Source organism: Paenibacillus polymyxa, from assembly GCF_015710975.1.
Classification (GTDB): Bacteria; Bacillota; Bacilli; order Paenibacillales; family Paenibacillaceae; genus Paenibacillus; species Paenibacillus polymyxa.
Map to the genome: position 1 here is coordinate 2,035,616 of NZ_CP049783.1, position 21,519 is coordinate 2,057,134.

General features: G+C 47.6%; 22 protein-coding genes. 19 read left to right on the forward strand and 3 right to left on the reverse strand.

Annotation, left to right across the window (positions count from 1 at the left end; genetic code table 11):
- Positions 1–9: 9 nt before the first annotated feature.
- The 13 genes from nikB (G7035_RS09195) (at position 10) to G7035_RS09255 (ending at position 12,455) form a co-directional block, all read left to right on the forward strand.
- Positions 10–939 carry a nickel ABC transporter permease gene (gene nikB, locus G7035_RS09195; protein WP_019688995.1) on the forward strand — a complete coding sequence of 310 codons (930 nt, stop codon included), beginning with the start codon at positions 10–12 and terminating at the stop codon, positions 937–939.
- A 14-nt stretch (positions 940–953) separates the two neighbouring features.
- Positions 954–1,769 carry a nickel transporter permease gene (gene nikC, locus G7035_RS09200; protein ID WP_019688994.1) on the forward strand — a complete coding sequence of 272 codons (816 nt, stop codon included), beginning with the start codon at positions 954–956 and terminating at the stop codon, positions 1,767–1,769.
- Entirely contained in the window at positions 1,769–2,686 is a 918-nt protein-coding gene (locus G7035_RS09205) for an ATP-binding cassette domain-containing protein (protein WP_019688993.1), read from the forward strand. Before nikC (G7035_RS09200) ends, G7035_RS09205 begins: the two co-directional genes overlap by 1 nt.
- Complete coding sequence (locus G7035_RS09210) at positions 2,683–3,462, forward strand: ABC transporter ATP-binding protein (RefSeq protein ID WP_019688992.1); 780 nt, start codon at positions 2,683–2,685, stop codon at positions 3,460–3,462. Before G7035_RS09205 ends, G7035_RS09210 begins: the two co-directional genes overlap by 4 nt.
- Positions 3,463–3,604: 142 nt before the next feature.
- Positions 3,605–5,230: a nickel ABC transporter substrate-binding protein gene (gene nikA, locus G7035_RS09215; protein WP_019688991.1), complete on the forward strand. Its 1,626-nt coding sequence runs from the start codon at positions 3,605–3,607 to the stop codon at positions 5,228–5,230.
- Between the two features lie 45 nt (positions 5,231–5,275).
- Positions 5,276–6,220: a nickel ABC transporter permease subunit NikB gene (gene nikB, locus G7035_RS09220; protein ID WP_019688990.1), complete on the forward strand. Its 945-nt coding sequence runs from the start codon at positions 5,276–5,278 to the stop codon at positions 6,218–6,220.
- Entirely contained in the window at positions 6,220–7,050 is an 831-nt protein-coding gene (gene nikC / locus G7035_RS09225; RefSeq protein ID WP_080561197.1) for a nickel ABC transporter permease subunit NikC, read from the forward strand. The genes nikB (G7035_RS09220) and nikC (G7035_RS09225) overlap by 1 nt, the downstream gene beginning before the upstream one ends.
- A 19-nt stretch (positions 7,051–7,069) precedes the next feature.
- Positions 7,070–7,891: an ABC transporter ATP-binding protein gene (locus G7035_RS09230; protein WP_019688988.1), complete on the forward strand. Its 822-nt coding sequence runs from the start codon at positions 7,070–7,072 to the stop codon at positions 7,889–7,891.
- Between the two features lie 41 nt (positions 7,892–7,932).
- A complete protein-coding gene (gene nikE, locus G7035_RS09235; RefSeq protein ID WP_016822610.1) occupies positions 7,933–8,742 on the forward strand; it encodes a nickel import ATP-binding protein NikE in 810 nt (269 codons plus the stop codon).
- Positions 8,743–8,882: 140 nt separating this feature from the next.
- On the forward strand, positions 8,883–9,692 hold the full coding sequence (locus tag G7035_RS09240) for a transporter substrate-binding domain-containing protein (protein WP_016822611.1): 810 nt from the start codon (positions 8,883–8,885) through the stop codon (positions 9,690–9,692).
- Between the two features lie 30 nt (positions 9,693–9,722).
- The gene (locus G7035_RS09245; protein WP_016822612.1) at positions 9,723–10,439 is read left to right on the forward strand and encodes an amino acid ABC transporter permease; all 717 of its coding nucleotides are present in this window, start codon (positions 9,723–9,725) and stop codon (positions 10,437–10,439) included.
- A 4-nt stretch (positions 10,440–10,443) separates the two neighbouring features.
- Positions 10,444–11,211 (forward strand): amino acid ABC transporter ATP-binding protein, encoded by a 768-nt coding sequence (locus G7035_RS09250; RefSeq protein WP_019688987.1) that lies wholly within the window; start codon positions 10,444–10,446, stop codon positions 11,209–11,211.
- Positions 11,212–11,441: 230 nt separating this feature from the next.
- Entirely contained in the window at positions 11,442–12,455 is a 1,014-nt protein-coding gene (locus G7035_RS09255; RefSeq protein ID WP_019688986.1) for an asparaginase, read from the forward strand.
- A gap of 38 nt (positions 12,456–12,493) precedes the next feature.
- On the opposite strand, the gene G7035_RS09260 is transcribed toward G7035_RS09255, so the two are convergent.
- Positions 12,494–13,441 (reverse strand): Gfo/Idh/MocA family protein, encoded by a 948-nt coding sequence (locus G7035_RS09260; protein WP_019688985.1) that lies wholly within the window; start codon positions 13,439–13,441, stop codon positions 12,494–12,496.
- Positions 13,442–13,547: 106 nt separating this feature from the next.
- Here G7035_RS09260 and G7035_RS09265 point away from each other — a divergent pair, with 106 nt between their 5' ends.
- A complete protein-coding gene (locus G7035_RS09265; protein ID WP_172494056.1) occupies positions 13,548–14,513 on the forward strand; it encodes a helix-turn-helix transcriptional regulator in 966 nt (321 codons plus the stop codon).
- A gap of 42 nt (positions 14,514–14,555) precedes the next feature.
- Here G7035_RS09265 and G7035_RS09270 read toward each other — a convergent pair whose 3' ends face one another.
- Positions 14,556–14,801, reverse strand: a complete 246-nt coding sequence (locus tag G7035_RS09270) for a DUF6953 family protein (protein ID WP_013373729.1) — start codon at positions 14,799–14,801, stop codon at positions 14,556–14,558.
- Between the two features lie 211 nt (positions 14,802–15,012).
- On the opposite strand from G7035_RS09270, the gene G7035_RS09275 reads away from it, so the two are divergent.
- The gene (locus G7035_RS09275; RefSeq protein ID WP_019688983.1) at positions 15,013–16,413 is read left to right on the forward strand and encodes a helix-turn-helix domain-containing protein; all 1,401 of its coding nucleotides are present in this window, start codon (positions 15,013–15,015) and stop codon (positions 16,411–16,413) included.
- A 210-nt stretch (positions 16,414–16,623) separates the two neighbouring features.
- Here the strand turns inward: G7035_RS09275 and G7035_RS09280 are convergent, their stop codons facing one another.
- Positions 16,624–18,366 carry an ABC transporter substrate-binding protein gene (locus tag G7035_RS09280; protein ID WP_019688982.1) on the reverse strand — a complete coding sequence of 581 codons (1,743 nt, stop codon included), beginning with the start codon at positions 18,364–18,366 and terminating at the stop codon, positions 16,624–16,626.
- Between the two features lie 147 nt (positions 18,367–18,513).
- Here G7035_RS09280 and G7035_RS09285 point away from each other — a divergent pair, with 147 nt between their 5' ends.
- The 4 genes from G7035_RS09285 (at position 18,514) to G7035_RS09300 (ending at position 21,450) form a co-directional block, all read left to right on the forward strand.
- On the forward strand, positions 18,514–20,028 hold the full coding sequence (locus G7035_RS09285) for a DUF4153 domain-containing protein (RefSeq protein WP_019688981.1): 1,515 nt from the start codon (positions 18,514–18,516) through the stop codon (positions 20,026–20,028).
- A gap of 13 nt (positions 20,029–20,041) precedes the next feature.
- Positions 20,042–20,608, forward strand: a complete 567-nt coding sequence (locus G7035_RS09290) for a hypothetical protein (RefSeq protein WP_019688980.1) — start codon at positions 20,042–20,044, stop codon at positions 20,606–20,608.
- A gap of 9 nt (positions 20,609–20,617) precedes the next feature.
- Positions 20,618–20,776, forward strand: a complete 159-nt coding sequence (locus G7035_RS09295) for a hypothetical protein (RefSeq protein WP_154654554.1) — start codon at positions 20,618–20,620, stop codon at positions 20,774–20,776.
- A gap of 236 nt (positions 20,777–21,012) precedes the next feature.
- Positions 21,013–21,450 carry a hypothetical protein gene (locus tag G7035_RS09300; protein WP_016822626.1) on the forward strand — a complete coding sequence of 146 codons (438 nt, stop codon included), beginning with the start codon at positions 21,013–21,015 and terminating at the stop codon, positions 21,448–21,450.
- Positions 21,451–21,519: the final 69 nt, after the last annotated feature.

The following is a 21,519-nucleotide window of genomic DNA, read 5'->3' on the forward strand; positions in this document are numbered from 1 at the left end:
ACGTATCCTATGATTCGTTTTATATTGGAACGTGTGGCGCAGCTGCCCATCATTGTATTCGTTGTATCTACGCTGACTTTTATACTGATGAGGCTGGCCCCTGGTGACCCTGCTCTCATTTTGCTCACCGCGCATAATGTTCCTGCTTCTGGGGAGGCGCTAACCGCGCTGCGAAACGAACTGGGCTTGAATGAGCCGCTTCATATTCAATATGTGAACTGGCTGAGGGATGTGTTCACAGGACATTGGGGAACCTCGTATGTGTCCAAGGAGTCAGTGCTAAACGAACTATGGAGCAGACTGCCCGCCACGGTGGAGCTAGCTTTGGCGGGCTTTGCCGTCATGGCGGTGCTTACGCTTGGGATGGGACTGGCTGCCTCGCTAAAAGTCAGCGGTCCACTAGATCGTCTGGGCAGGCTGTTCGCTTTGCTGGGATCGTCAATTCCTTCTTTTTGGCTTGGGTTTCTGCTGATCTATCTATTTTCCGTTCGCTTGGGCTGGCTCCCATCCATGGGAAGGGAGGACTGGTCACATTTAGTACTCCCAGCGCTGACGCTTGGTGCAGGATTGGGAACGGTGCAAGCCCGTGTATTGCGTGCTCAGATGCTGGAGCTGAGTGACCGGAATTTTGTGAAGGCAGCGAGGGCTCGCGGTTTTTCACGTATGCATATTCTCTTTTTTGAGATATTTAAACATGCCGTTCTGCCTATGATCACGCTGTTAGGTACGAATCTATCATTTATGCTGGCAGGTAACGTCATCGTAGAAACCATTTTTTCATGGCCAGGGTTAGGAAAGTATTTTATAGATGCAATTACGCAGCGGGATTACCCGGTGATTCAGGGATATGTTATGTTTGCCGCGTTTTTAATTGTAGGTGTTCAGTGTTTGGTGGATGTGGTCCAGACGGTGATAGATCCAAGGCTGCGTTTGCGTTAAGGGGGAAGCTGAAAATGAAAAAGATACGGCTTTCCTTTAGAGGAAGCTTGCTGGCAGGGGGCGCACTGTTTGGCCTGATCGTGCTGCTTGGGTTGCTGGCTCCCTGGGCCGCTCCGCATGATCCTCTGCATGTGGACCTTCTGAACCGTTTGGTACCACCCAGCCGTAAATATCCTTTCGGTACGGATCATCTGGGTCGGGATGTGCTGTCACGACTCATTTATGGAATTCGGACAAGCGTATTAATCGCTTGTGCGATTACGGTAGCTACGCTGTGTATTAGTCTGCCCACAGGCATGCTCATTGGTTATGTGCGAGGACGTGTGGATCAGCTGATTATGCGGGGAATCGACGGCGTACTGGCTTTTCCCGATATTATTTTAACGGTGGCGATTGTGGGTATTTTGGGCCCGGGTTTCGTCAACATGACCTTAGCGATTATTGCAGTACGGTGGGCGGGCTATGTCCGCTATATCCGTAGTTTGGTTCAAAAAGCCTGCCAGGAGGACTATGTACGGTATGCCCGTTTGTCCGGCAATTCACACGTGCGCATACTAAGACGTTATGTATTGCCACAAGTATGGCCGCAATTATTGGTATATGCGGTATGGGATATTGGACACGTGGTGTTAATGATCGCTGGACTCTCCTTTCTTGGACTGGGTGTACAGCCGCCCAAGCCAGAGTGGGGCGTGATGCTGCATGATGCAACCTCGTATTTTCAGGTGGCTCCGCATGTTATGATCTTTCCGGGTTTGGCGATTATGCTGTTTGTGCTTGCCTGCCAGCTTCTGGGTGATCATTTTTCAGAAAAGGGGGCGGCGAAATAGTGGGAAAACGACCAGTCATAGGGTGGAAGGATACGATAGAGCGAGCTTACGTACAAAAACCGTTGTTACACGTGGAACATTTGGAGATTAGTCGTACAGGTGCAGGAGCAAGCGGAAGCGAGAGCAATCCGCTACTGCGAGATGTGAACTTTTCCGTCTACCCAGGGGAAATTGTGGCTCTGACTGGACCAAGTGGATGTGGCAAGAGCCTGACCGCACACGCAATCGCGGGTATGCTGGACCCAAGTGTTGGTGTTACACAAGGTTGCATCTACTATAACGGGGAAGACATTATCCCGTTCCATGAACAGCGCTGGCAAAGACTGCGCCGTGAGGATATTGCCCTGCTCATTCAACAATCGCTGAGCGGGCTGAACCCGATCCGTACCGTCCGCGCCCAGCTGACGGATACGCTTAGACTGCACAGGCGGCGCCAAATGCACTCCCAGAAGGAGCAGGGCCAGGCTGATCTTGCCCCGTCCCACACTGCATCACAGCAGACCCATCGACGACAGGGCGTAATGTCACGGATGCGACAGATGCTGAACCGTGCCACGGAGCTGGCTGGAGGCCGCACTACTCCAGGGCAGGAAGCTTATTTGTGTTCTCTGCTCCGCAAGGTCGGTTTTGCCGATCCTGAGTATATTCTGTCATCATATCCTTTTGAACTAAGCGGAGGTATGTGCCAAAGGGTGCTGCTGGCTGCAATGTTAAGCTCCGGCCCGCGCCTCTTTATTGCCGACGAGCCCACTACAGCGCTGGATGTGATCAACCGCGACAAGGTTCTGTCATTGCTTTTACAGTTGAGAGAGGATTTCGAGCTCACTATTTTGTTAATTTCACATGATCGCCAGGGTATGAGTCGCGTAGCAGATCGAGTACTGGAGATGACCCCGGAAGGAAGGATGCAACCGTGATATTGGAATTGAAGAACGTCACCAAAGCTTATCCTGTCCGCAGACGAAGAAATGGCTGGTTCAACACGAGACGGGGTGAGCAACAGGCAATAAAGAAAGTGAGCCTGGAATTACGACAGGGAGAATGCCTTGGACTGGTTGGAGAAAGCGGAAGTGGCAAAAGCACGCTGGCACAGTGTATCCTGGGGCTAGAGTCGTTGACCTCGGGGGAAATCTGGCTGAATCAGCAGCCCATACATACCGGAAGGATGAAAGATATTCATCTGTACAAACGAATTCAGTTAGTCACGCAGGACTCGGCCTCCTCACTGCATCCCCGTATGACCATTCGAGATATTCTGATGGAGCCGATCTGCAACTATTTTCCTGAGCGAAAAGTGAGGGCACTGGATATCTGCCTTTCCTTACTGGAATCGGTAGGGTTAGAGGCTGACAGTCTGAAAAAATACCCTGCGCAGCTAAGCGGTGGACAAAAACAGCGGGTGTGCATTGCTCGGGCGTTGGCCGTTGAACCAGAAATCATCCTGTTCGATGAATCCGTTGCCAATCTGGATACGACAACCCAGTCCTCCGTGCTGAACATGCTCAAAAGAATGCAGCTCGAACGTCAGTTGTCCTATCTTTTCATCACCCATGATCTTCAATCCACCCGTACGTTCTGTGATCGTGTTGCCGTCATGGTTCAGGGAGAGATCGTGGAAATATTTGAGGATTGGGATGAAGAGCTAGTGAAGCATGAATACACGCGTACTCTATTTCAAACGTTGGCGGATTAATCCATAAATTTAATATTATACTAATTCAAAATAAATAAGAGCTTTGCTTGTCGAATATTGTTGACAAAATATAATGTGGTACCTATTCTAAATATGATTATGATAATCATTATCACATATATAGAAAAGGGGAAATACATTGATGTCCGTTCGACACCGCAAGACTGCCACCTTTATGTTGGTGACGCTCCTCTTATTATCCGTTATTCTGGGCTGCGCGAAGCAGGAGAACACACCTGCATCCACCTCTACTAACGGAGCTGCCAATGAAAAGTCGATCACGCTATCGTGGCCACGGGACATTGGTACAATGAATCCTCACGTATACAACCCTTCCCAGCTATTTGCACAATCCATGATTTATGAGCCGTTAGTCAGCTACAAGCAAGGAGGCAAGCTAGAGCCTGCTTTGGCTGAATCTTGGACCATATCCAAGGACGGCAAGACATATACGTTTAAGCTGCGTAAAGGTGTGAAATTTTCCGATGGAACGCTATTTAATGCGGCGATTGTGAAAAAGAACTTTGACGCCATTATGAAAAATGAGAAAACGCATAGCTGGCTTGGTATAGTAGGCGTTCTCGACAAAACTGAAGCTGTAGATGACAGTACGTTCCGAATGACGCTCAAAGAGCCATACTACCCAGTTATTCAGGATCTGTCTGTCGTTCGCCCGTTCCGTTTTTTGGGTGAAGCCGGGTTCCCGGATGATGGAGATACGTCCAAAGGAATTAAGAAACCTGTAGGTACAGGACCTTGGATGCTGGATGAATACAAGCAGGATGAGTATGCAACCTTTAAGCGTAACCCGAATTATTGGGGTACTGCACCGAAGATGGACAAAATTACGGTCAAAATTATTCCCGATGGTGAAACACGTGTAATGGCCTTTGAAAAAGGCGACCTGGATCTGATTTATGGAGAAGGTGTTATTAGCCTGGATGCTTTCAAACAGCTTCGCGACACGAATCAGTATGTTACCACGCTGTCCGAGCCTGTCGGCACAAGAAGCCTGTTGCTCAACTCCTCCAATCCCAAGCTGGCAGACCTTCGGGTACGTCTGGCACTCCAGCATGGATTTAACAAACAGGCGATGGTGGAAGGCGTAACCTCGGGGCTGGAGGAAACAGCGGATACGGTTTTATCCAAAAACTACCCGTATACGAATGTCGACTTACAGCCAATAGGCTATGATGTGGAAAAATCCAAAGCATTGTTGGATGAGGCTGGCTGGAAGCTGCCCGCAGGCGGCACAGTACGAGAGAAAGATGGACAACAGCTGGATTTTGAGCTGATTTTCGATAAGACCGATCCGATCCAGAAGGCGATGGCTGAAACCATTCAGGCTGAATGGGGAGAGCTGGGTGTCAAAGTGAATCTGACCGGACTGGAGCTGACGGTTCAAATCAAGCGGCTTAGATCCAACCAGTTTGATCTGTATTTCTGGTACAACTACGGTGCGCCTTATGATCCGCATTCCTTTATTAATGTTATTGCCAAGAAGAGCTTCGGAATTTCTGAGGTGCTGAGCGCCCTTCCGATGAAGAAGGATCTGGATCAGCAAGTACACGAAGCACTTTCATCGACAGACGAAACCAAGCGTCAGGAGCTGTACGCCTCAATCTTGAAGACACTTCAGAAGCAATCTGCAATTGTACCTATTTCGTATATTAAGAAGACGGCAGTGTATCAGAAAAAGATTACTAATTTTGTATTCCCAGCTAATCGGGATGAAAATCCATTTGAGGGAATTGAAATTGGAAAGTAACTGAAACGGGAAGGTAACGTTAATTTACAGGATAGGAGGACAACTATGATTAGCTATATCGGGAAGCGAATGGTAGCGGTCATTCCTATTGTTCTCTTTGCCACCCTCGTTACCTTTGCACTCATTCATATTTCACCGGTTGATCCGGCTGAAGCTTATTTGACGGCTGCTCATATTTATCCTACCCCGGAAATTCTGGAGCAGAAGAGGCATGAGTTCGGGCTGGATCAGCCATTGCTGACACAGTATATGCATACACTTCAAAGAATCAGTCGGTTGGACTTTGGTGCTTCGTATCTGACCAACAAGCCAGTGTGGGATGAGGTGAAGGCTCGATTGCCTGCCACTGTTGAGCTGGCCTTAAGCAGCATGTCATTATCCATCGTGGTGAGCATCCCGCTGGGTGTGTTGGCGGCGATGCGTAAAAATGGCTGGATCGACATACTGAGTCGAGGGATTTCGTATTTCGGGGCATCTATTCCCCAGTTCTGGCTGGGATATTTGTTAATCTTCTTTTTCTCTGTACGATTGGACTGGCTACCTGTAGAGGGTCGGGGAACGTGGCAGCATCTGGTGTTGCCGACGTTGACTCTGTCGCTGGTTCTGATTGCTTTATATACGCGCCTGTTGCGCTCCAGTGTGCTGGAACAGCTTCAGGAAACGTATGTCCAGTATGCCAGAACCAGAGGAATACGCGAGCGTATGATTATGCTCAGGCACATACTCAAAATGGCCATTACTCCGCTAATAACAAGTATGGGCATGAACCTGGGCAAGTTGCTGACTGGAACGATTATTGTGGAGCAGGTGTTTTCATGGCCTGGGTTTGGCCGTTATTTCGTGGAAGCCATTTTTAACCGGGATATTCCCGTCATACAATGCTATGTGTTTTTGGCGGCATGCCTGTTCATCGTATGCAATTTGCTCGTTGATCTGGTGCATTTGTATATGGACCCCCGAATTTCTTCGAAGGGACGAGCAGAGCAGTGATGATAAGGTTGCGTAAAATGTTCAAAGGTCAAAAGGTAATCGTGGTTTGCTCTGTCGTGCTGGTAGCCCTTTTTATCATAATGGCGCTGGCTCCGTGGCTAGCTCCCCATGATCCGGTTAAAGTCAATTTACTGCATAAGCTGGAAGGCCCCTCAAAAGAGTATTGGCTGGGAACGGACCATCTGGGTCGGTGTAATCTGTCCCGGCTACTGTATGGAGCGCGAATTTCGCTCGGCTTTGCGACATTAATTTTCTTGTCCTCGCTTAGTATCGGTGTTGTGATCGGATCAGTTGCAGGTTATTTGGGCGGTTGGGTCGATAGTGTACTGATGCGATTTTGCGAAGGCATTATGGCGTTTCCCAACTTGGTGCTTGTGCTCGGCATTGTTGGTATTTTTGGGCCAGGTCTCATGCAGGTGCTGTTTGCCTTGATGCTGGTGCAGTGGGTGTACTATGCCCGAATGTGCCGCAATATGGTCGTCAGTCTGAAAGAGCAGAATTTTATAGCGGCCGCAAGGATTAGCGGCTCCTCCTCAGGGGCCATTATCCGGCGGCACATCATTCCGAATGTGCTGCGGCCGCTTGTGGTCATTGGTACGCTGGAGATGGGCTGGGCGATCATGGATATCTCCGCGTTGTCATTCCTGGGTCTAGGCATCCAGCCGCCGACTCCTGAATGGGGAGCCATGATCCATGAGGGAACGGGATACATCCGCAGTCATCCGGAATTAATGATTTATCCGGGTTTCATGATTCTGGTGGTGGTAATGGCCTTCAATATATTGGGAGAGGCGTTGTCCGACCGATATGGAATTGCCAAACGTCAGTAAAACAGGAGTGAGGACAACGATGGATGACACAGCCAAGACGCAGGTGCTGGAGGTCAGTGGCTTACAGGTAAAGCTCAAAACTGATGCAGGGGCGGTATCTCTGCTGGAACCTATCCATTTTGAACTGAAAAAGGGGCGGGTTCTGGGTCTTGTCGGCGAGAGTGGTAGCGGTAAAACAGTAACCTGTAACGCACTGCTCCAGCTACTGGATCGCCAGACGATGGATGTGGAAGGCAGTGTTCGTCTGAACGGACGTGAGTTGAATGGAATGCCAGCCGAGGAGATGCGCCGCATTCGGGGCAAGGAAATTGCTTTTATTATGCAAAATCCGATGAGGGCTTTTACGCCAGTATATACGATTGGGGATCAGTTTATGGAAACGATCCGCACGCATACCGGATTAAGTAAACGACAGGCCCGTGATCTTGCCATAACAGCTCTGGAAAATATGAATTTGCCCGATCCAGCCAAGCTGATGAAGCGTTATTCGTTTCAGTTGAGTGGCGGGATGCTGCAACGAGTCATGATCGCTATTTCCATGTGCCTGCGGCCAGCAGTAGTTATTGCCGATGAACCAACGACGGCGCTTGATGTGGTCAATCAGCTACAGGTGCTAAGAGAGCTGGACCGCTTGCGTACGGAATACAATACGTCCATTTTGCTGATCTCGCATGATCTGGGCGTCATTTCCCAATTGGCGGATGAAGTGGCTGTCATGCAGCAGGGGCGTATTGTTGAGCAGGCTGAGGTCCACCAGCTGTTCGATCATCCGCAGGATGAATATACAAAAATGCTGTTGCAGGCCAGACCTAAGTTGTCCCTTCAGGGCATAAATCAGTAGGGCGATGAGTTGCCTGTTGGATACTTTCAAAAGGGGAGCGAATGCATGTGCTGCAAGTGAAGGAAGTAACTCATAGCTATAGAAAGCGCAAATGGCTGGGCCGCTCCGAATCACGTCTTCCTGTGCTCACTGATGTGTCGCTTACCATAGAGAGCGGATTTTGCCTAGGACTGCTTGGAACCAGTGGAGCGGGTAAAAGCACGCTCGGCAAGGTTATTCTAGGGCTGGAGAAGCCGCAGGAGGGTCAGGTGCTGTTTCAGGGGCAGGACATCTATAATGGAAGTCCTCAAGTACGCAGGGGATTGCGACGGGATATGCAGGTTGTATTCCAGGACTGCTATTCTGCTGTAAACCCTCGCATGACCGCCGGACAGATTATCGGAGAGCCTTTGGACAATTACGAGCGGTTATCAGTGCAGGAACAAAAAAGAACGGTAGAAAATCTGCTGGAGCGGGTGGGTCTTAAGCCGGAGGATCGGAATAAATATCCGCATCAATTCAGCGGCGGACAATTACAGCGGATTAACATTGCACGGGCGATTGCGCTCAGACCCAAGCTGATCGTGCTGGATGAGTCCGTCAGCAGTCTGGATATGGTTCATCAGATGCGTATTTTATCCCTGTTGGAAGAGCTGAAAACTTCATTTGGATTGTCATATCTGTTTATCACACATGATATTCGAGCGGCTTACGCCGTCTGTGATGGCATTGCTGTGATGGAACAAGGGAAATTAGTCGAGCACTGTGCTGAGAAAGATCAGATTTTTGAATCTGCTCACCCGGCTGTGCAACGTTTAATTTCGTCCATTTTGCCGGAGCATCCAGCAGACCGTCTTCCACTTCATAGATAACAACTGACCCGCAAGGGTCTTTTTTTGTGCAGCATCTGGTTAGATAATCAAAATGAAATTTGCTAGTTGTATTATTTGAATAACTCGTTATAATATAAAATCATAGTAAATTACTTGGATTTTAAAAGGGGATGTCATTTATGAAGAAATCTGCTTGGGTAGCAGCGATTGGGCTATCTCTTGTGTTAATAACGGGTGCCTTGAGTGGTTGTTCCTCGAAGGAAGCGGCATCAGGGGATAAGGTACTCTATGTGGGGACACAAAATGACTACCCGCCGTTTGCCTTTACGAATGATAAAAATGAGCTGACCGGATACGATGTGGAAGTAGTCAAGGAGATCGATAAGAAGCTGGACGGCTATAAGATTGAATTTGTACCTTCGGGCTGGGATGCGATATTCCTTGCGCTGGATGCGAATAAAGTGCAGATCATCGCAGATGAAGTTGCCAAAAACCCTGAGCGTGAGAAGAAGTATTTGTTCTCGGATGAGTCCTATTTCTCGGCTCAGTCGGTTATTATTGTGAAAAAGGGTAGAACGGATATCCATTCTCTCAAGGATTTGGAGGGCAAGAAGGTAGCCGCCTCGGTAGGCGATTCCTATACGCAGTTGCTGGAGCAGTATAATGCGAAGAACGGGAACAAAATTATTTTAAAATATAATGATACAGGCACTTCGTCCGACAACCTTCAAGATGTGCAAAATGGCCGAGTGGACGCTTATGTGAATGATCCAGTGATGGCGGCAGCAACGATCAAGAAGGAAGGCTTACAGGTGGAAGCTGTGGGCGAGCCTGTGCAAAGCGATAACATCAATCTAGTGTTCAAGAAGGATAAGCAGGGTGAAGAACTGAAAGCTAAAATCGACCCGATTATTAAAGAGCTTAAAGCGGACGGAACACTGAAAAAATTGTCTGAACAGTGGACAGGTGGAGAATTTATTCCTCAGTAATCACAATGTAAAGAATAGAGTGGGGTTCCTATGGAAAAGCTGTTTGATTTAGATTATATGCTGAAAAGCCTTCCCCAGATCGTGGAGTATCTCCCCGTTACATTATGGATTGCGTTTGTCTCCATGCTGCTGGGTGCGATCATCGGGTTAGCTACGGCCTTAATCCGGATATACAAGGTGCCTGTCTTGGCACCCTTGTCTACATTGTATGTCTCGTACATCCGGGGAACACCGCTCATTGTGCAGCTGTTTCTCGTATATTACGGAATACCCAAGTTTTTGTATTATTTTCAGAGCGAATATGGCTTCTTGCAGCAATTCAATGTCTACGTCATTCCACCCGAGCTGTTTGCGTTGCTCTCATTTTCATTGAACCTGGGGGGATATTTGTCGGAGACGTTCCGGGCAGCGATTCATTCGGTCGATCGGGGACAGTTTGAGGCGGCCAATTCCATCGGAATGAGCCAAACACAGATTATGCTTAAAATTGTATTGCCGCAGGCGCTAACGGTGGCTTTGCCCAACCTGGGAAATACGCTGATCAGTACAGTGAAGGATACGTCTTTTATCTTTATGATAGGTGTCGTCGATATGATGGGGCAGGCCAAAATTATGGGCGCGCGGGCGTTGGCTTTTTTTGAGGTCTATGTTGCGGTGTCTTTGATCTACTGGCTGGTGTGCATCATAATTGAGCGCGGGCTTGTTGTGCTGGAGAAACGTATTCGAATTTACGAAAGAAGTGAGTAAGGGCATGATTCAACTTCATCAAATTCATAAGCATTTTGGGCAGCATCATGTGTTAAAGGGCATAGACCTGACAGTAGGTAAGGGAGAAGTGGTGGTCATTCTGGGCCCAAGCGGATCGGGGAAGTCCACACTGCTGCGCAGCATTAATTTTTTGGAACAGCCGACCAGCGGTAGCATTGAAATTGATGGTCTGAAGGTAGATGCGGCCAAGGCCGGAAAAAAGGACATTCTCGGACTGCGGATGGCAACGGCAATGGTATTTCAGCAATATCAGCTGTTTAAAAATTTGAATGCACTCCACAACGTGATGATTGGTCTGACCAGTGTGAAAAAGATGGATCGCAAGCAGGCAAGGGAGATCAGTGAAGGCATTTTGGAAAAGGTCGGGTTAAAGGATCGTATGACCTATTATCCTGCCCAGCTTTCGGGTGGACAGCAGCAGCGTGTTGCGATTGCCCGAGCTTTGGCGCTGAATCCGCAGGTGCTGTTGTTCGATGAGCCGACATCCTCGCTTGATCCTGAACTGGTGGATGAAGTGCTGTCCGTGATTCAAAAGGTGGCGAGTGAAGGCAATACGATGATTATTGTCACGCATGAGCTTGGTTTTGCGAGGGATGTAGCGGATCGGGTCGTGCTGATGGAGCATGGTGCGATCGTAGAACAGGGACCAGTGGAGCAGTTTTTCAATCATCCGAAGGAAGAACGGACACGGCAATTTTTGGGCAAAGCTTTGGGGCAAAGAACGTTACAGGAGCAGCCAGCATCGCCATAAAAGTACGTGAATGGGTTAAAGGTATGTGCAGTGCTGTAGATTCATTGCAACTATCGTAAAAAGCACGCTAAACAAGTCGCGGGAGGCAGGAAAGTCGGCGCTTGTTTTGCCGTGCTTTTTTAGCTTTACATTCGAAATTATTTTCCGTTGCAAAGTAGCTAATCACCCTTATTCATGATAAATTCTAAGAACAATAAAGTGAAGTTGTAATCGGGAAGGAACATTGGCAAATGAAAAAGGTTCTGTTCATTAATACCGGAGGGACAATTTCCTCCTCCTATCAGGAAAACGGTCTGACTCCAACCCAATCGGCTGAAAATATTTTGGCTGAAATTCCGGAGCTCCAGGAAATATGTGAGATTGATGCCTACAATCTGATGAGCATTGATAGCACCAATACACAGCCAGAGGATTGGGCTTCCATCGCCCGGATGGTACATCGTTCGCTCGATCAATACGACGGTATTGTTATTGCGCATGGCACGGATACGATGGCTTATACAGCTTCAGCCCTGAGCTTCATGTTGGGCACCGTAGACAAACCCGTCGTTGTGACAGGTTCGCAGGTATCGATATTGGCGGAGCACAGCGATTCCAAAAAGAATGTAATTGACTCATTCCTGACCGCATGTGGCGAGGTGGCAGGGGTCTTTGTCGTGTTTAATGGAAAAATTATCAACGGCAGCCGCAGCTCGAAAATCAGAACACGCAGCTATAACGCCTTTGAGAGTATTAACTATCCGTACATCGGTCTCGTGGAAAACGGTAAGGTGGTCTATACAGAGGGCGTATTTGCAAATCGTGATACCGTTCGTCACCCGTACAATGACGGCTATGCCTCTGAAGTATTTCTGCTTAGGCTGATTCCGGGTACAAATCCGGCGATTTTCGATGCTATTCAGAGCTTGGGCTATAAAGGTATCGTCATTGAGGGCTTTGGTATGGGGGGCGTACCTTTTAAAGAGAGAAGTCTCATCAACAAAATTGAGGAGCTGATGAAGGACGGTATGAGTATTGTCGTCACCACGCAATGTCCTTATGAGGGCGGGGACCTGACGATTTATGAGGTAGGGCAGAAGGTGCTGGAAAAGGGTGTTATTCCGGGGTATGACATGACAACAGAAGCGCTGGTAACGAAAATGATGTGGGCGTTGGGCCAGACGACTGACCCGGCTGAGGTAGCCAAGATTATGGCAACGAACTACGCGGACGAAGTGTCCCTACCTGCGGATACAGCTTCCTGATAGGAAGCTGATTTCCGAAGGTACGGGCTAACTACTGGCTAACGCCGAGCTTGCTCCAGTCTGTTTTTAATCTCAATGGCCATTTCCAGTGCTTGTACGGCCGACTCCAATGGAATCAGACATTCCGCATGTCCGCCAAAGCAATCAAGTGCATGATCCCAACTTTTTTCGTATGGATTGGCGGATTCGAGGTTGATTTTTTGCTGTCCTGATGCGGTATACTCAAATAATGCGGTGGGTATGGGATCGTTTTCGTCACTCTCATGAAATACCAGCTTGGCTTTTTCAAAATAAGCTTCATAGGCCACCGTGAAAGGATAGCTTTTTGGCATATGGGAAGAAGCGATGACTTCTGTGAATGTATCCCGATGCTGAAAATAAGCCCGAACTTGTGCCTGTTCGGGATGGACTACCTCTGTACCCCACACTGTATATGGATCACATGGACCCCATAGCCAGGTGAATAAATCCAGTTCATGAATCATGAACTGCGTAGGGATGGAACTTAGTCCAAGGTCTCCCCACAGGGGAGGGGTTTCTCTTTTTAAGGACAAGGAAATGAGTTTTCCGTATTTTTGTTGGTGATAAGCCTCGTACAGATAGGTATAGGCAGGATCAAACTTAATGAACTGGTTGACCAGAATCTTTTTGTTATATTGCTTCTCAGCTTGTTGCATAAGAAGAGCATCTTCGAGATGAAAGCAAACCGGTGTTTCACAAAATACATGCTTCCCGTGCTTTAGCGCATCAATGGCATGTGACCTATGCAGGTGGGAGGGCAGGCATAGATCGACGATATCCACGTCCGGATCCAGCAGAATATCCTCTATATTTTGTGTGACTTCTACGTTTAGCTCCTCTTTCAATTTTTGCAGCTTGGTTTCGTTCCTTCCAAATACAATGAGTCTGTTTACCTTGGGATGGTTGTTTAACAGCGAGGCATGATACGCGCCGAATCCCGTCCCCAAAATTCCAATATTCATCATCCATTACACCCCTTTACTTCTATGATACACACCTATTGCTGCCAACAGGGTGTCAACAATCTTTGCATCATCTTTTCATTTCGGGTTAACCATCTATTGTGGAGGTATGATTGTGAGACTGCATCGTTTAATCGCGATTTTATTATGTATCGAATCTAGAGGGAGAATGAAGGCCAGGGAATTGGCGTTGGCACTGGAAACCTCTGTACGCTCCATTTACAGGGATATCGACCTTCTGGCTGAAGCAGGAGTTCCGATTGTTACCGCATCCGGTCCGAAGGGCGGAATTTATTTAATGGAGGGTTATACGGCAAACCTGAAGCAGTTGAATGGCGGGGATGTCATTCAGTTGTATTTAACGGGGATGGGCATTTATACGGGCGGGTCCACGGAATCGGGTTTGAAGTTAAAGAATACTTTGCTCAAACTGGAACAGACGATGCCGGCCCCCTATCAGTCCGATATTCAAAAAGCCAAAGCTCGGTTTTATTTTGATGATACACCGTGGTGGACGGAACGTATAGCGATTCCTTGCCTGGAAGCCGTGAGAGCGGCAGTATGGGGGTCCTATAAAATAACTATACAATATGAGAAAGCTGACGGCTCTTGCACTTCTCGCCATGTACATCCCTATGGACTTGTGGTGAAAAAAGGAGATTGGTATCTTATTGCCTTTTGTGAAGTCGGGCAGGAGATTCGGACTTTTAAGTGTGAGCGAATTATGGAGGTTCAGCCGTCTGTTGAAGTCTTTAAGGTTCCTGAGGATTTTTCACTGGAATATTATTGGACAAGTAAAGAAAGCGCTTTTAAGCAGCTTTGTAGAGAGAAAGAATACTATCCTGTTCTGGTCCGAGCGACTAAGAAGCACGCTGGAATACTAGCGAAAAGGATGGAAATCATCCAGTCTGTACAGGAAGGCAATCACTTCATTCTAACCGTCAACATGTATAGCTATGAAGCGGCCTGCCGCGATGCGATGGATTGGATCGGCCGGGTTGAAATCGTGGAGCCTGCAATACTCCGACAGTTTGTGAAGGAGGAAATTAGCCGACTCCAGAGGATATACGGTTAAATCATCAAAAAAACATCTGCCTATAGCAGATGCTTTTGCTTGTTAAGTCCAGGCCCAGAGGAATGCATCACGATCCCAGGCGATTCGGCCACCATGTAGCTTGCGAAATGCCTTTTTGATTTCTTTTTCCAAAGATACATGACCATGCTCGCTTATAAACACATACTGCTCTCCGTATTCAGAGCGTACATATGCAATGGCATCTTCTTGTTTCAGAGTGCCCACTTCACGGATTTGCGCGACCATCCATTGTGCAATTTGTTGTTCTATAGTTGGGGTGTTGTCCATTTGTCGTATCCTTTCCTGCGACCGATTGGTTGTAGCTGTTCAGCTCGCCTCCTGTAGTATACGGCAATTCGGAGAATTATTGAATTTTTTGATATAAATGTACTTATGCAGTTGGCTAAGTGGGCTTTCTTTTGTATAATTAAGGGAATATTCACGGGAATTTTCTTTTTTTGTATTGAAATCATGCAAGTTATCCCTGGGGGTGCCTGATTTGAAGGAAACAACCACTATTCGCGCAGAGCTGGAGCAGTACATCAGACGAGAAGGAATTACGATTAGTAAGTTTGGGGAGAACACAGGTATTAATGCAGGAACAATCAGTGCCATTATCAACGGTAACCGGCCAATTGCGATGCTGCTGCTGGATCGGATTGCTGCAGGCATGGGGCTTGAAGAAGGAAGCCTCTATGAGCTATACATTGATGAATTTATACGGAATACGGCACCGAATTGGCGACGGGTTCGGCCCTTTTTGCATCGCTGTGCAGAGCTGAACAAACTCGATTGTATTAAGCAAGTCGTGGAGTTTATCATGGACTATCTCATATACGCCCCGGCTTTGTTTGAGACAGCGGAAGAATTATTCAGCGAAGGTAGGTTGGAGGCTGCGGCCATTATTTATAAAAATGTCGCGGAAAGTGAGAAGTATCAACATTCGGAGCGGCTGGCGCTCTGCCAATACCGTTTATTTACGATTACCGTTGGCGATGACCAGGATGAAAATTTATGGGCAGCCACACATTTTGAAAGCTTTGTAGAGCGATTGGGTGAGGCAGACCAACTGGATGCCTTAAGAGATTTGGCTAATACGTATGCCTCCTTGCGGCGTTGGGATAAAGTAGAATGGTTTGCTGAAAAAATGGCTCAAAAAGCCAAACTACAATACGAGCAAAAATACGGAAATACCAGAAAATCAGAGCGTGGCAAGGAACCTAAGGGCCCTTTGTTTATGTATATTGTATACTCTTACGTACTCCGTGCCGGGGTGTGGGATGAGCGCGGGGATTATCAGAAGGCACTGGAATATGTATCCCTATACTCTGATTTGAGCTGGGTGCAAGAGGACACGGAGGAAGCTCGGCATTTGAAGGCCCTTTGTAGCAACTGGGCTGAGGCCAACAGATATTTGTATCAGTTGATGTCCGGTAGCCTGGATGTGATTCCACAGTATGTAAATTATTTGGAAAAAAATGAGGGCGAAATTCTGGTGGGGTTACATAAGATAATGGTAGCGGCCAACCGTTATGATTTTAATGTAGATCATGTACTGCAGCACTTTGAAAAACAAATTGAGGCATTTGCAGATCAGCATGCCAAGGTAGGCACCTATACCGAGCAAATGTCAGCAGATCTCTATGCACGATTTTTGGCAGAGATGGCTTGTTACGATCTCAACAAACATCGTTATTCCAAAGGTATGAAATTCCTGCTTGAGAGCCTTTCCTATTCTGTCGTGCTGAATGGTAATCCTGTCACCATCAAGTGTGTAGGACTATTTGAAAAGTATCGGCATACTGCCACTTCTGAGGACAAAGAGGAATATAAAAACTTACTTGGAGAGGTAGAGTACATCTATGATAAAAAAGATCGTTTTTTCTCTGCTCGCATTTAATGTTTTTATCCTATTGAATTTTCCACCCGTCACCCCTCCTATAGAAGACCCTAGCGATGTCCACAGTCATGGGCTGGGGGGATGGGCATTGTCATCTCCTGAACCATCGGCTTAGAGGGTCTAGATAACATTAAAAAAGGTATTCTCTTATGAAGAGGATACCTTTTTTATTTGCAAGTGCATTTGAAGGTTGAAGGAGCGTCCTTGCCGTCAAGTGTGAGGAGTTGGAGGTTGGGCAGGCGGAAACCAGACATGACGAAGATCCACCCAACCTTGGCTGTTAAAGGATACGCCGCGAACAGTAGGAAGATAGGCCGTCTGAACGGGCTTTTCATATAAAATATGCAGCTGGTGCTCATCCATGAGCCGAGTTTCGATATGTTCAAATTGCTGTGCTCTAACGGTATGATCGGCTTCCCGTGCAATTTCGCGCAGCAGTCTTTCGATATCCACACGGCTATGCGGCTCCACATGCCCGGATACATTGAGATACAGATCAAACAGACGCAATTGCTCATCACGGTCACGAAACAGAGAAAAGATGATTAAGTCTGACTCCATACGAATAGATGAACTTTTGAATTCATTCATGGATGCGGCCACAATGTTACACGTATATCCACAGGATTCGAGCTGAGCTGCGACCCGTTCTGCATCCGCTCTATACTCGGGAATGGTGGCAATTTGTAACGCCGCCAGTGGTTCGCATGAATCATTAGCGTTAGGCGAATCCACTGCTGAAGGAAGGGGGCGATGATCCAGACATGCTACAATCCGAGCACGTATTTCCGGGTTGCGCAGCGGTCCATCCTTGTGTGTGTTACATGTGATAAATTTGCGTACCGAAGCCGCCGAGTGAATCTGGCTCCATGCGGTATCCGTGTCTCTTGCCAGTATAGGATTATGGATAATGTGAAAAGAAGAAGCGGTATCTTCCATATCCGGCGATTCCAGCTTAGTCGCCCACGGGAGTTGAACGATTTCCACCCGATCTAGATGAGCGCGACCCTGAAAATAAGGCGCAAAAGCCTCAAGTAAGCACAAGCTTTCGTTCATTTCCGTGACCTTGAAAGCCCCCGTACCGATAGGACGAATGCCAAAGGCGGCTTCACCCACCTGATTAAGCTCACGCGGTACAATGGCAGCCCGGCTGGTACACAGGAAGGATAAAAATAGCTCGTTCGGCTCCTTTAGTACAAAGCGTACCATCGTCGGACTCAACGCTTGAACGTGCTGAATTTGCCGGACGATAAAATGGTAAAGTCTCCTTCCCGGCGCCCGACTCAGTCGTTCAAAGGTATAGACGACGTCTTCCGCGGTCAGTATTTTGCCGTTATGAAACAGCACTTCTTTACGCAGGAAAAAGGTCCACTTCGTACGAGTAGTGTCCACATCCCAAGCGTGCGCCAGTCCCGGCAAAATCTCACCGCTCTCGTTCGCCCGGCGGGCCAGCCCGTCAAAGACATGACTGGATACGAAGGACTCGGCGAGCCAGTTCAAGTACAACGGGTCCAGCGTATAGAGCTGCTGGCGAATGGGCAGACGCAGCGTGTCGATCTGCTGCTGATCACTGCGCACCTCCGCGTGATGCCCGAAATAATTCAGCAGCCAGCCCTGTAAATGCTCCTGCATGGTGGAGGAGCGTGAATGAACTCGGATTTCATCCAGTGCGCGTTTGATATCATGGCGGTCTATGGCTTGCATCATGGATTGCACAGCAATGTCTTCCGGCTGAATAAGAAAGCGCAGGCTGGAGCGGCGGCCTCTGCCTCGGCGAGGAGTCCATTGTATCCAGTCGTGCTGCTCCATTTTCTGAATGATCATCAAGGCATTGCGGTGGGTGCAGTCAAAAATAGCCGCCAGCTCATCCAGCGTAGTCTCTATGGTATGGTTCTCGTCCCTGTCGTCAGCTGCGTGGGAGTGAAGCCGTAAAAATTGGGCGTGAAGTTTCATTCAGGAATGCTCCGTTTCCCCTATGCTTGAGTAAAAGCGCAACTGCTTTTATAAAATAGGAAATTTTATTTTGATTAATTTCTCTTTATCTTCTTATTTTATCATCTACAATAAGGGTTATAAAGCATAGTTGTGGAGGTATTTACCATGCATGACAAGGTGAATGGATCGTCTTTGCCGAAAGCGTCGTTGTTGTCCGCCTTTGCCGGCGCCATTGTATTGGCGCTGGTCCATCAATATCTGTTCTTCGGACATGGGCTGGGCGTGTCTATGCCTATTTTCGTTATTGTATTTTACGTGTATATGTATTCCTTTAATCGAGATCGTTGCCAGCCCATTACATGGATAGGACGTCTGCTGTTTGTGGTCATTATGATGCTGGCACTGACATATGTGCTGTCCGATAACCCGATCTTCTATGTGTTAAATGCCCTGGCTATATCTGCTCTGATTAGCGTACATATGGTGTTGCTGTTCGGGGAAAAAAGGCATAGCTGGTCAGAAATCGGTATTATCGGTCAGGCGCTAAGCCATTGGTTTTATCAAAATTTTCGCCATATCGTGACTCCGTTTCGAATGTTTAAGACGGCAGCCTTTCGGAATGTAAAGGATGAGCGTAAGCGTGTATTGGGTAAAGTGATAATCGGTCTACTTATTGCCTTGCCGTTGCTACTCATTATTATATCTCTGCTGGCTTCCGCAGATGGGGTGTTCGAAGAGTTGTTATCTGGCATACCCGCATGGATTGGCACATTGACCTTTGGGAGTGGTTTGCCGCGGCTGATCTGGGCCTGCTTTTTTACCTTCTGTTTTTTCTGTTACTTGTGGGGATTCGTACAGCCTGCTCCGCGGAATACGGAAAGAGAGGCTCAGTCAGCAGCAGCAGTACCTTACCACGAGCCGGTCGCAATCAAGTTTGATCCTGTCATTACCGCTACAGTGCTGATTGTCATGAACCTGGTGTATGTTGTGTTCGTCGTGCTGCAGTTCGGATATCTGTTTGGTGCATGGGAAGGTGCTTTGCCAGAAGGAACCTCGTATGCTGAATATGCGAGAAGAGGATTCGGGGAGCTGGTTATGGTAACAGGTATCAATTTTGTGCTGATGATCAGTGTATTGAAATGGACTGAATTCAGCTCAGGTATAGTGCAAACATTGAACAGCGGCCTGCTGTACATACTCGTCGGTTGTTCGGGTGTGATGCTGTACTCGGGATATACCCGGCTGGTTATGTACGAAGAAGCATACGGATATACGTATATCCGTTATCTGGTACACGCATTTATGATTTTTCTAGGCTTGCTGCTGCTCGTTGCGGCCGTGCGTATTCATGTCCGCCAGCTTCCGCTGGCGAAATATTATATTGTACTCGCTCTAATCGCCTATGTCGTCGTGAATTATGTGGGTATTGATGTACGGATAGCTGAAAATAATCTCGAACGGTATCGTACAACATCGGTGATAGACAAGGAATATTTGAGTGAGCTATCAGCGGACGCGATTCCACTACTGATTGATTTTAGCCGTAAGGAACACGGAGCGCTGGATGAGTTTTTACAAGCCCGCTTGATGAGCATGACGAGAGAAGAATCGAGTTGGCCCGAATTCAATTGGGCTAAGTATCGAGCGCAACAGGAATTGCACGCCTATATTTTGGAATGAGAGGTGTTTGGGAATGATCGGAACAGATACGTTACAAGGTATGGTACTAGAGCTACGGGATGAAATGTCACACTACCAGCATCAGTTTGGTGTAAGACGGAACGATTTCCTCGTGGAGGCTATGTCCTATGGAATGAGTAAGGAGGAAGCCCGTGCTTATGCTATCCAGCGTATTGGCCCGGTCGTTCCCGTCACCTGTATGCCTACGTTGGCTCTAGGGAAAGTGAGACCGCTCAGTCCAATGTTGGCAATGCGGTACCAATATGCAGGGGATTGGAAGGACATCCATGAGCATCTGCTCCTTCCTGATGAAGTGCTCCGGATCGCAGGTACACAGCATTTTCGCAGCTGGATCAGCGATATGCGAAATTACTGGGTGGAATCGGCCCCTTACCGATTCGGGGATGATCGTCTTTCGCTGCTGTCGGTCGCAAGCGAGAAAGAAGGTCACTTTTCCATGCTCGTCTGGAAGGAACCTGGTGAAGAGCCGGAGGTATGGACGTATGCTTCCCAGCATGAATACCGATTCAGTCATTTGCTCCACTGGTTCAAGTGGTTGAATGGGCGCAGTGAAGAATGAGAGGTATAGATGATGCAAAAGAATCGTAATTGGATCGTGCTATTTATTGGCATTGCTATAATGGTGGGGGTTGCAGACTATTTTACACCAGCTAAGCCTGCGACTACTCCTGAGCTTATCGTTCCAACTGTAATCAGTGAAGAAAGCCTTCAGCTAAGTGATGACTAAACAATAAGGGTCACATTATGGCTGCTGTTAAGTTGATTTTGAGCAAAGTCTCTGGTTTCGATTGAAATTAAAAAAATATAGTTCATTTTCTGTGGTATTGCGTTGTTAAAGTAAGCCGGAAATCACCCTAATAGTTGAGAGGGAATTGAAGCTAATATCAATCGAATGTGGAGCCATTCAGATGTTCAAGCGACTCCGTCATTTCCTCTACAACTTATATTCAGGGGGAATTTTCAATGGCTAGAAGTGCAAGCACATACGCATCTGTAATCGACGGTTTTAAGGTAGAAACGAACAAAAAGTATTCGCCAGTAGGTGGAACAAAATGTAATATTTTTGCACAAGACGTGATGGCTGCGATGTCGGCTTCCTTGCCAAGTGGCTTAGCCAATCAAATGGCTGATGCTTTACTGGGTAACAACACGCCGGGCTGGTACTCCGTAACTTTTCAGGATGCTCAGAAAAGAGCAAACCTCGGGTACCCAACCATCGGGATCAAAAAAGCGGACGGACATGGTCATGTCGTTGTCGTCAGACCAAAGGGTTCATCGATCACGATCTTGAAGGAAGTACAGATCGCTCAGGCGGGAACCAAAAATTACAACAGTAATACTATTAATTACTCTTGGGTGGCAGCTGATCTGCCTGGCGTAAAATTCTATACACACGACTAAGTGGTTTTGAGATATTAGCAGTCAAAATAACCCTGGAAGCAGATCCATTCGATCTGCCTCCAGGGTTAT

Excerpts from the sequence above, each read along its gene's own strand:
- nikB (WP_019688995.1), top strand. The coding sequence starts at position 10 with ATGATTCGTTTTATATTGGAACGTGTGGCGCAGCTGCCCATCATTGTA.
- G7035_RS09265 (WP_172494056.1), top strand. The coding sequence starts at position 13,548 with ATGATTGTGAGACTGCATCGTTTAATCGCGATTTTATTATGTATCGAA.
- G7035_RS09290 (WP_019688980.1), top strand. The coding sequence starts at position 20,042 with ATGATCGGAACAGATACGTTACAAGGTATGGTACTAGAGCTACGGGAT.
- G7035_RS09280 (WP_019688982.1), bottom strand. The coding sequence starts at position 18,366 with ATGAAACTTCACGCCCAATTTTTACGGCTTCACTCCCACGCAGCTGAC.
- nikC (WP_019688994.1), top strand. The coding sequence starts at position 954 with ATGAAAAAGATACGGCTTTCCTTTAGAGGAAGCTTGCTGGCAGGGGGC.
- G7035_RS09255 (WP_019688986.1), top strand. The coding sequence starts at position 11,442 with ATGAAAAAGGTTCTGTTCATTAATACCGGAGGGACAATTTCCTCCTCC.
- nikB (WP_019688990.1), top strand. The coding sequence starts at position 5,276 with ATGATTAGCTATATCGGGAAGCGAATGGTAGCGGTCATTCCTATTGTT.
- G7035_RS09285 (WP_019688981.1), top strand. The coding sequence starts at position 18,514 with ATGCATGACAAGGTGAATGGATCGTCTTTGCCGAAAGCGTCGTTGTTG.
- nikA (WP_019688991.1), top strand. The coding sequence starts at position 3,605 with ATGTCCGTTCGACACCGCAAGACTGCCACCTTTATGTTGGTGACGCTC.
- G7035_RS09230 (WP_019688988.1), top strand. The coding sequence starts at position 7,070 with ATGGATGACACAGCCAAGACGCAGGTGCTGGAGGTCAGTGGCTTACAG.
- G7035_RS09250 (WP_019688987.1), top strand. The coding sequence starts at position 10,444 with ATGATTCAACTTCATCAAATTCATAAGCATTTTGGGCAGCATCATGTG.
- nikE (WP_016822610.1), top strand. The coding sequence starts at position 7,933 with ATGCATGTGCTGCAAGTGAAGGAAGTAACTCATAGCTATAGAAAGCGC.
- G7035_RS09245 (WP_016822612.1), top strand. The coding sequence starts at position 9,723 with ATGGAAAAGCTGTTTGATTTAGATTATATGCTGAAAAGCCTTCCCCAG.
- G7035_RS09270 (WP_013373729.1), bottom strand. The coding sequence starts at position 14,801 with ATGGACAACACCCCAACTATAGAACAACAAATTGCACAATGGATGGTC.
- G7035_RS09295 (WP_154654554.1), top strand. The coding sequence starts at position 20,618 with ATGATGCAAAAGAATCGTAATTGGATCGTGCTATTTATTGGCATTGCT.
- G7035_RS09300 (WP_016822626.1), top strand. The coding sequence starts at position 21,013 with ATGGCTAGAAGTGCAAGCACATACGCATCTGTAATCGACGGTTTTAAG.
- G7035_RS09240 (WP_016822611.1), top strand. The coding sequence starts at position 8,883 with ATGAAGAAATCTGCTTGGGTAGCAGCGATTGGGCTATCTCTTGTGTTA.
- G7035_RS09260 (WP_019688985.1), bottom strand. The coding sequence starts at position 13,441 with ATGATGAATATTGGAATTTTGGGGACGGGATTCGGCGCGTATCATGCC.
- nikC (WP_080561197.1), top strand. The coding sequence starts at position 6,220 with ATGATAAGGTTGCGTAAAATGTTCAAAGGTCAAAAGGTAATCGTGGTT.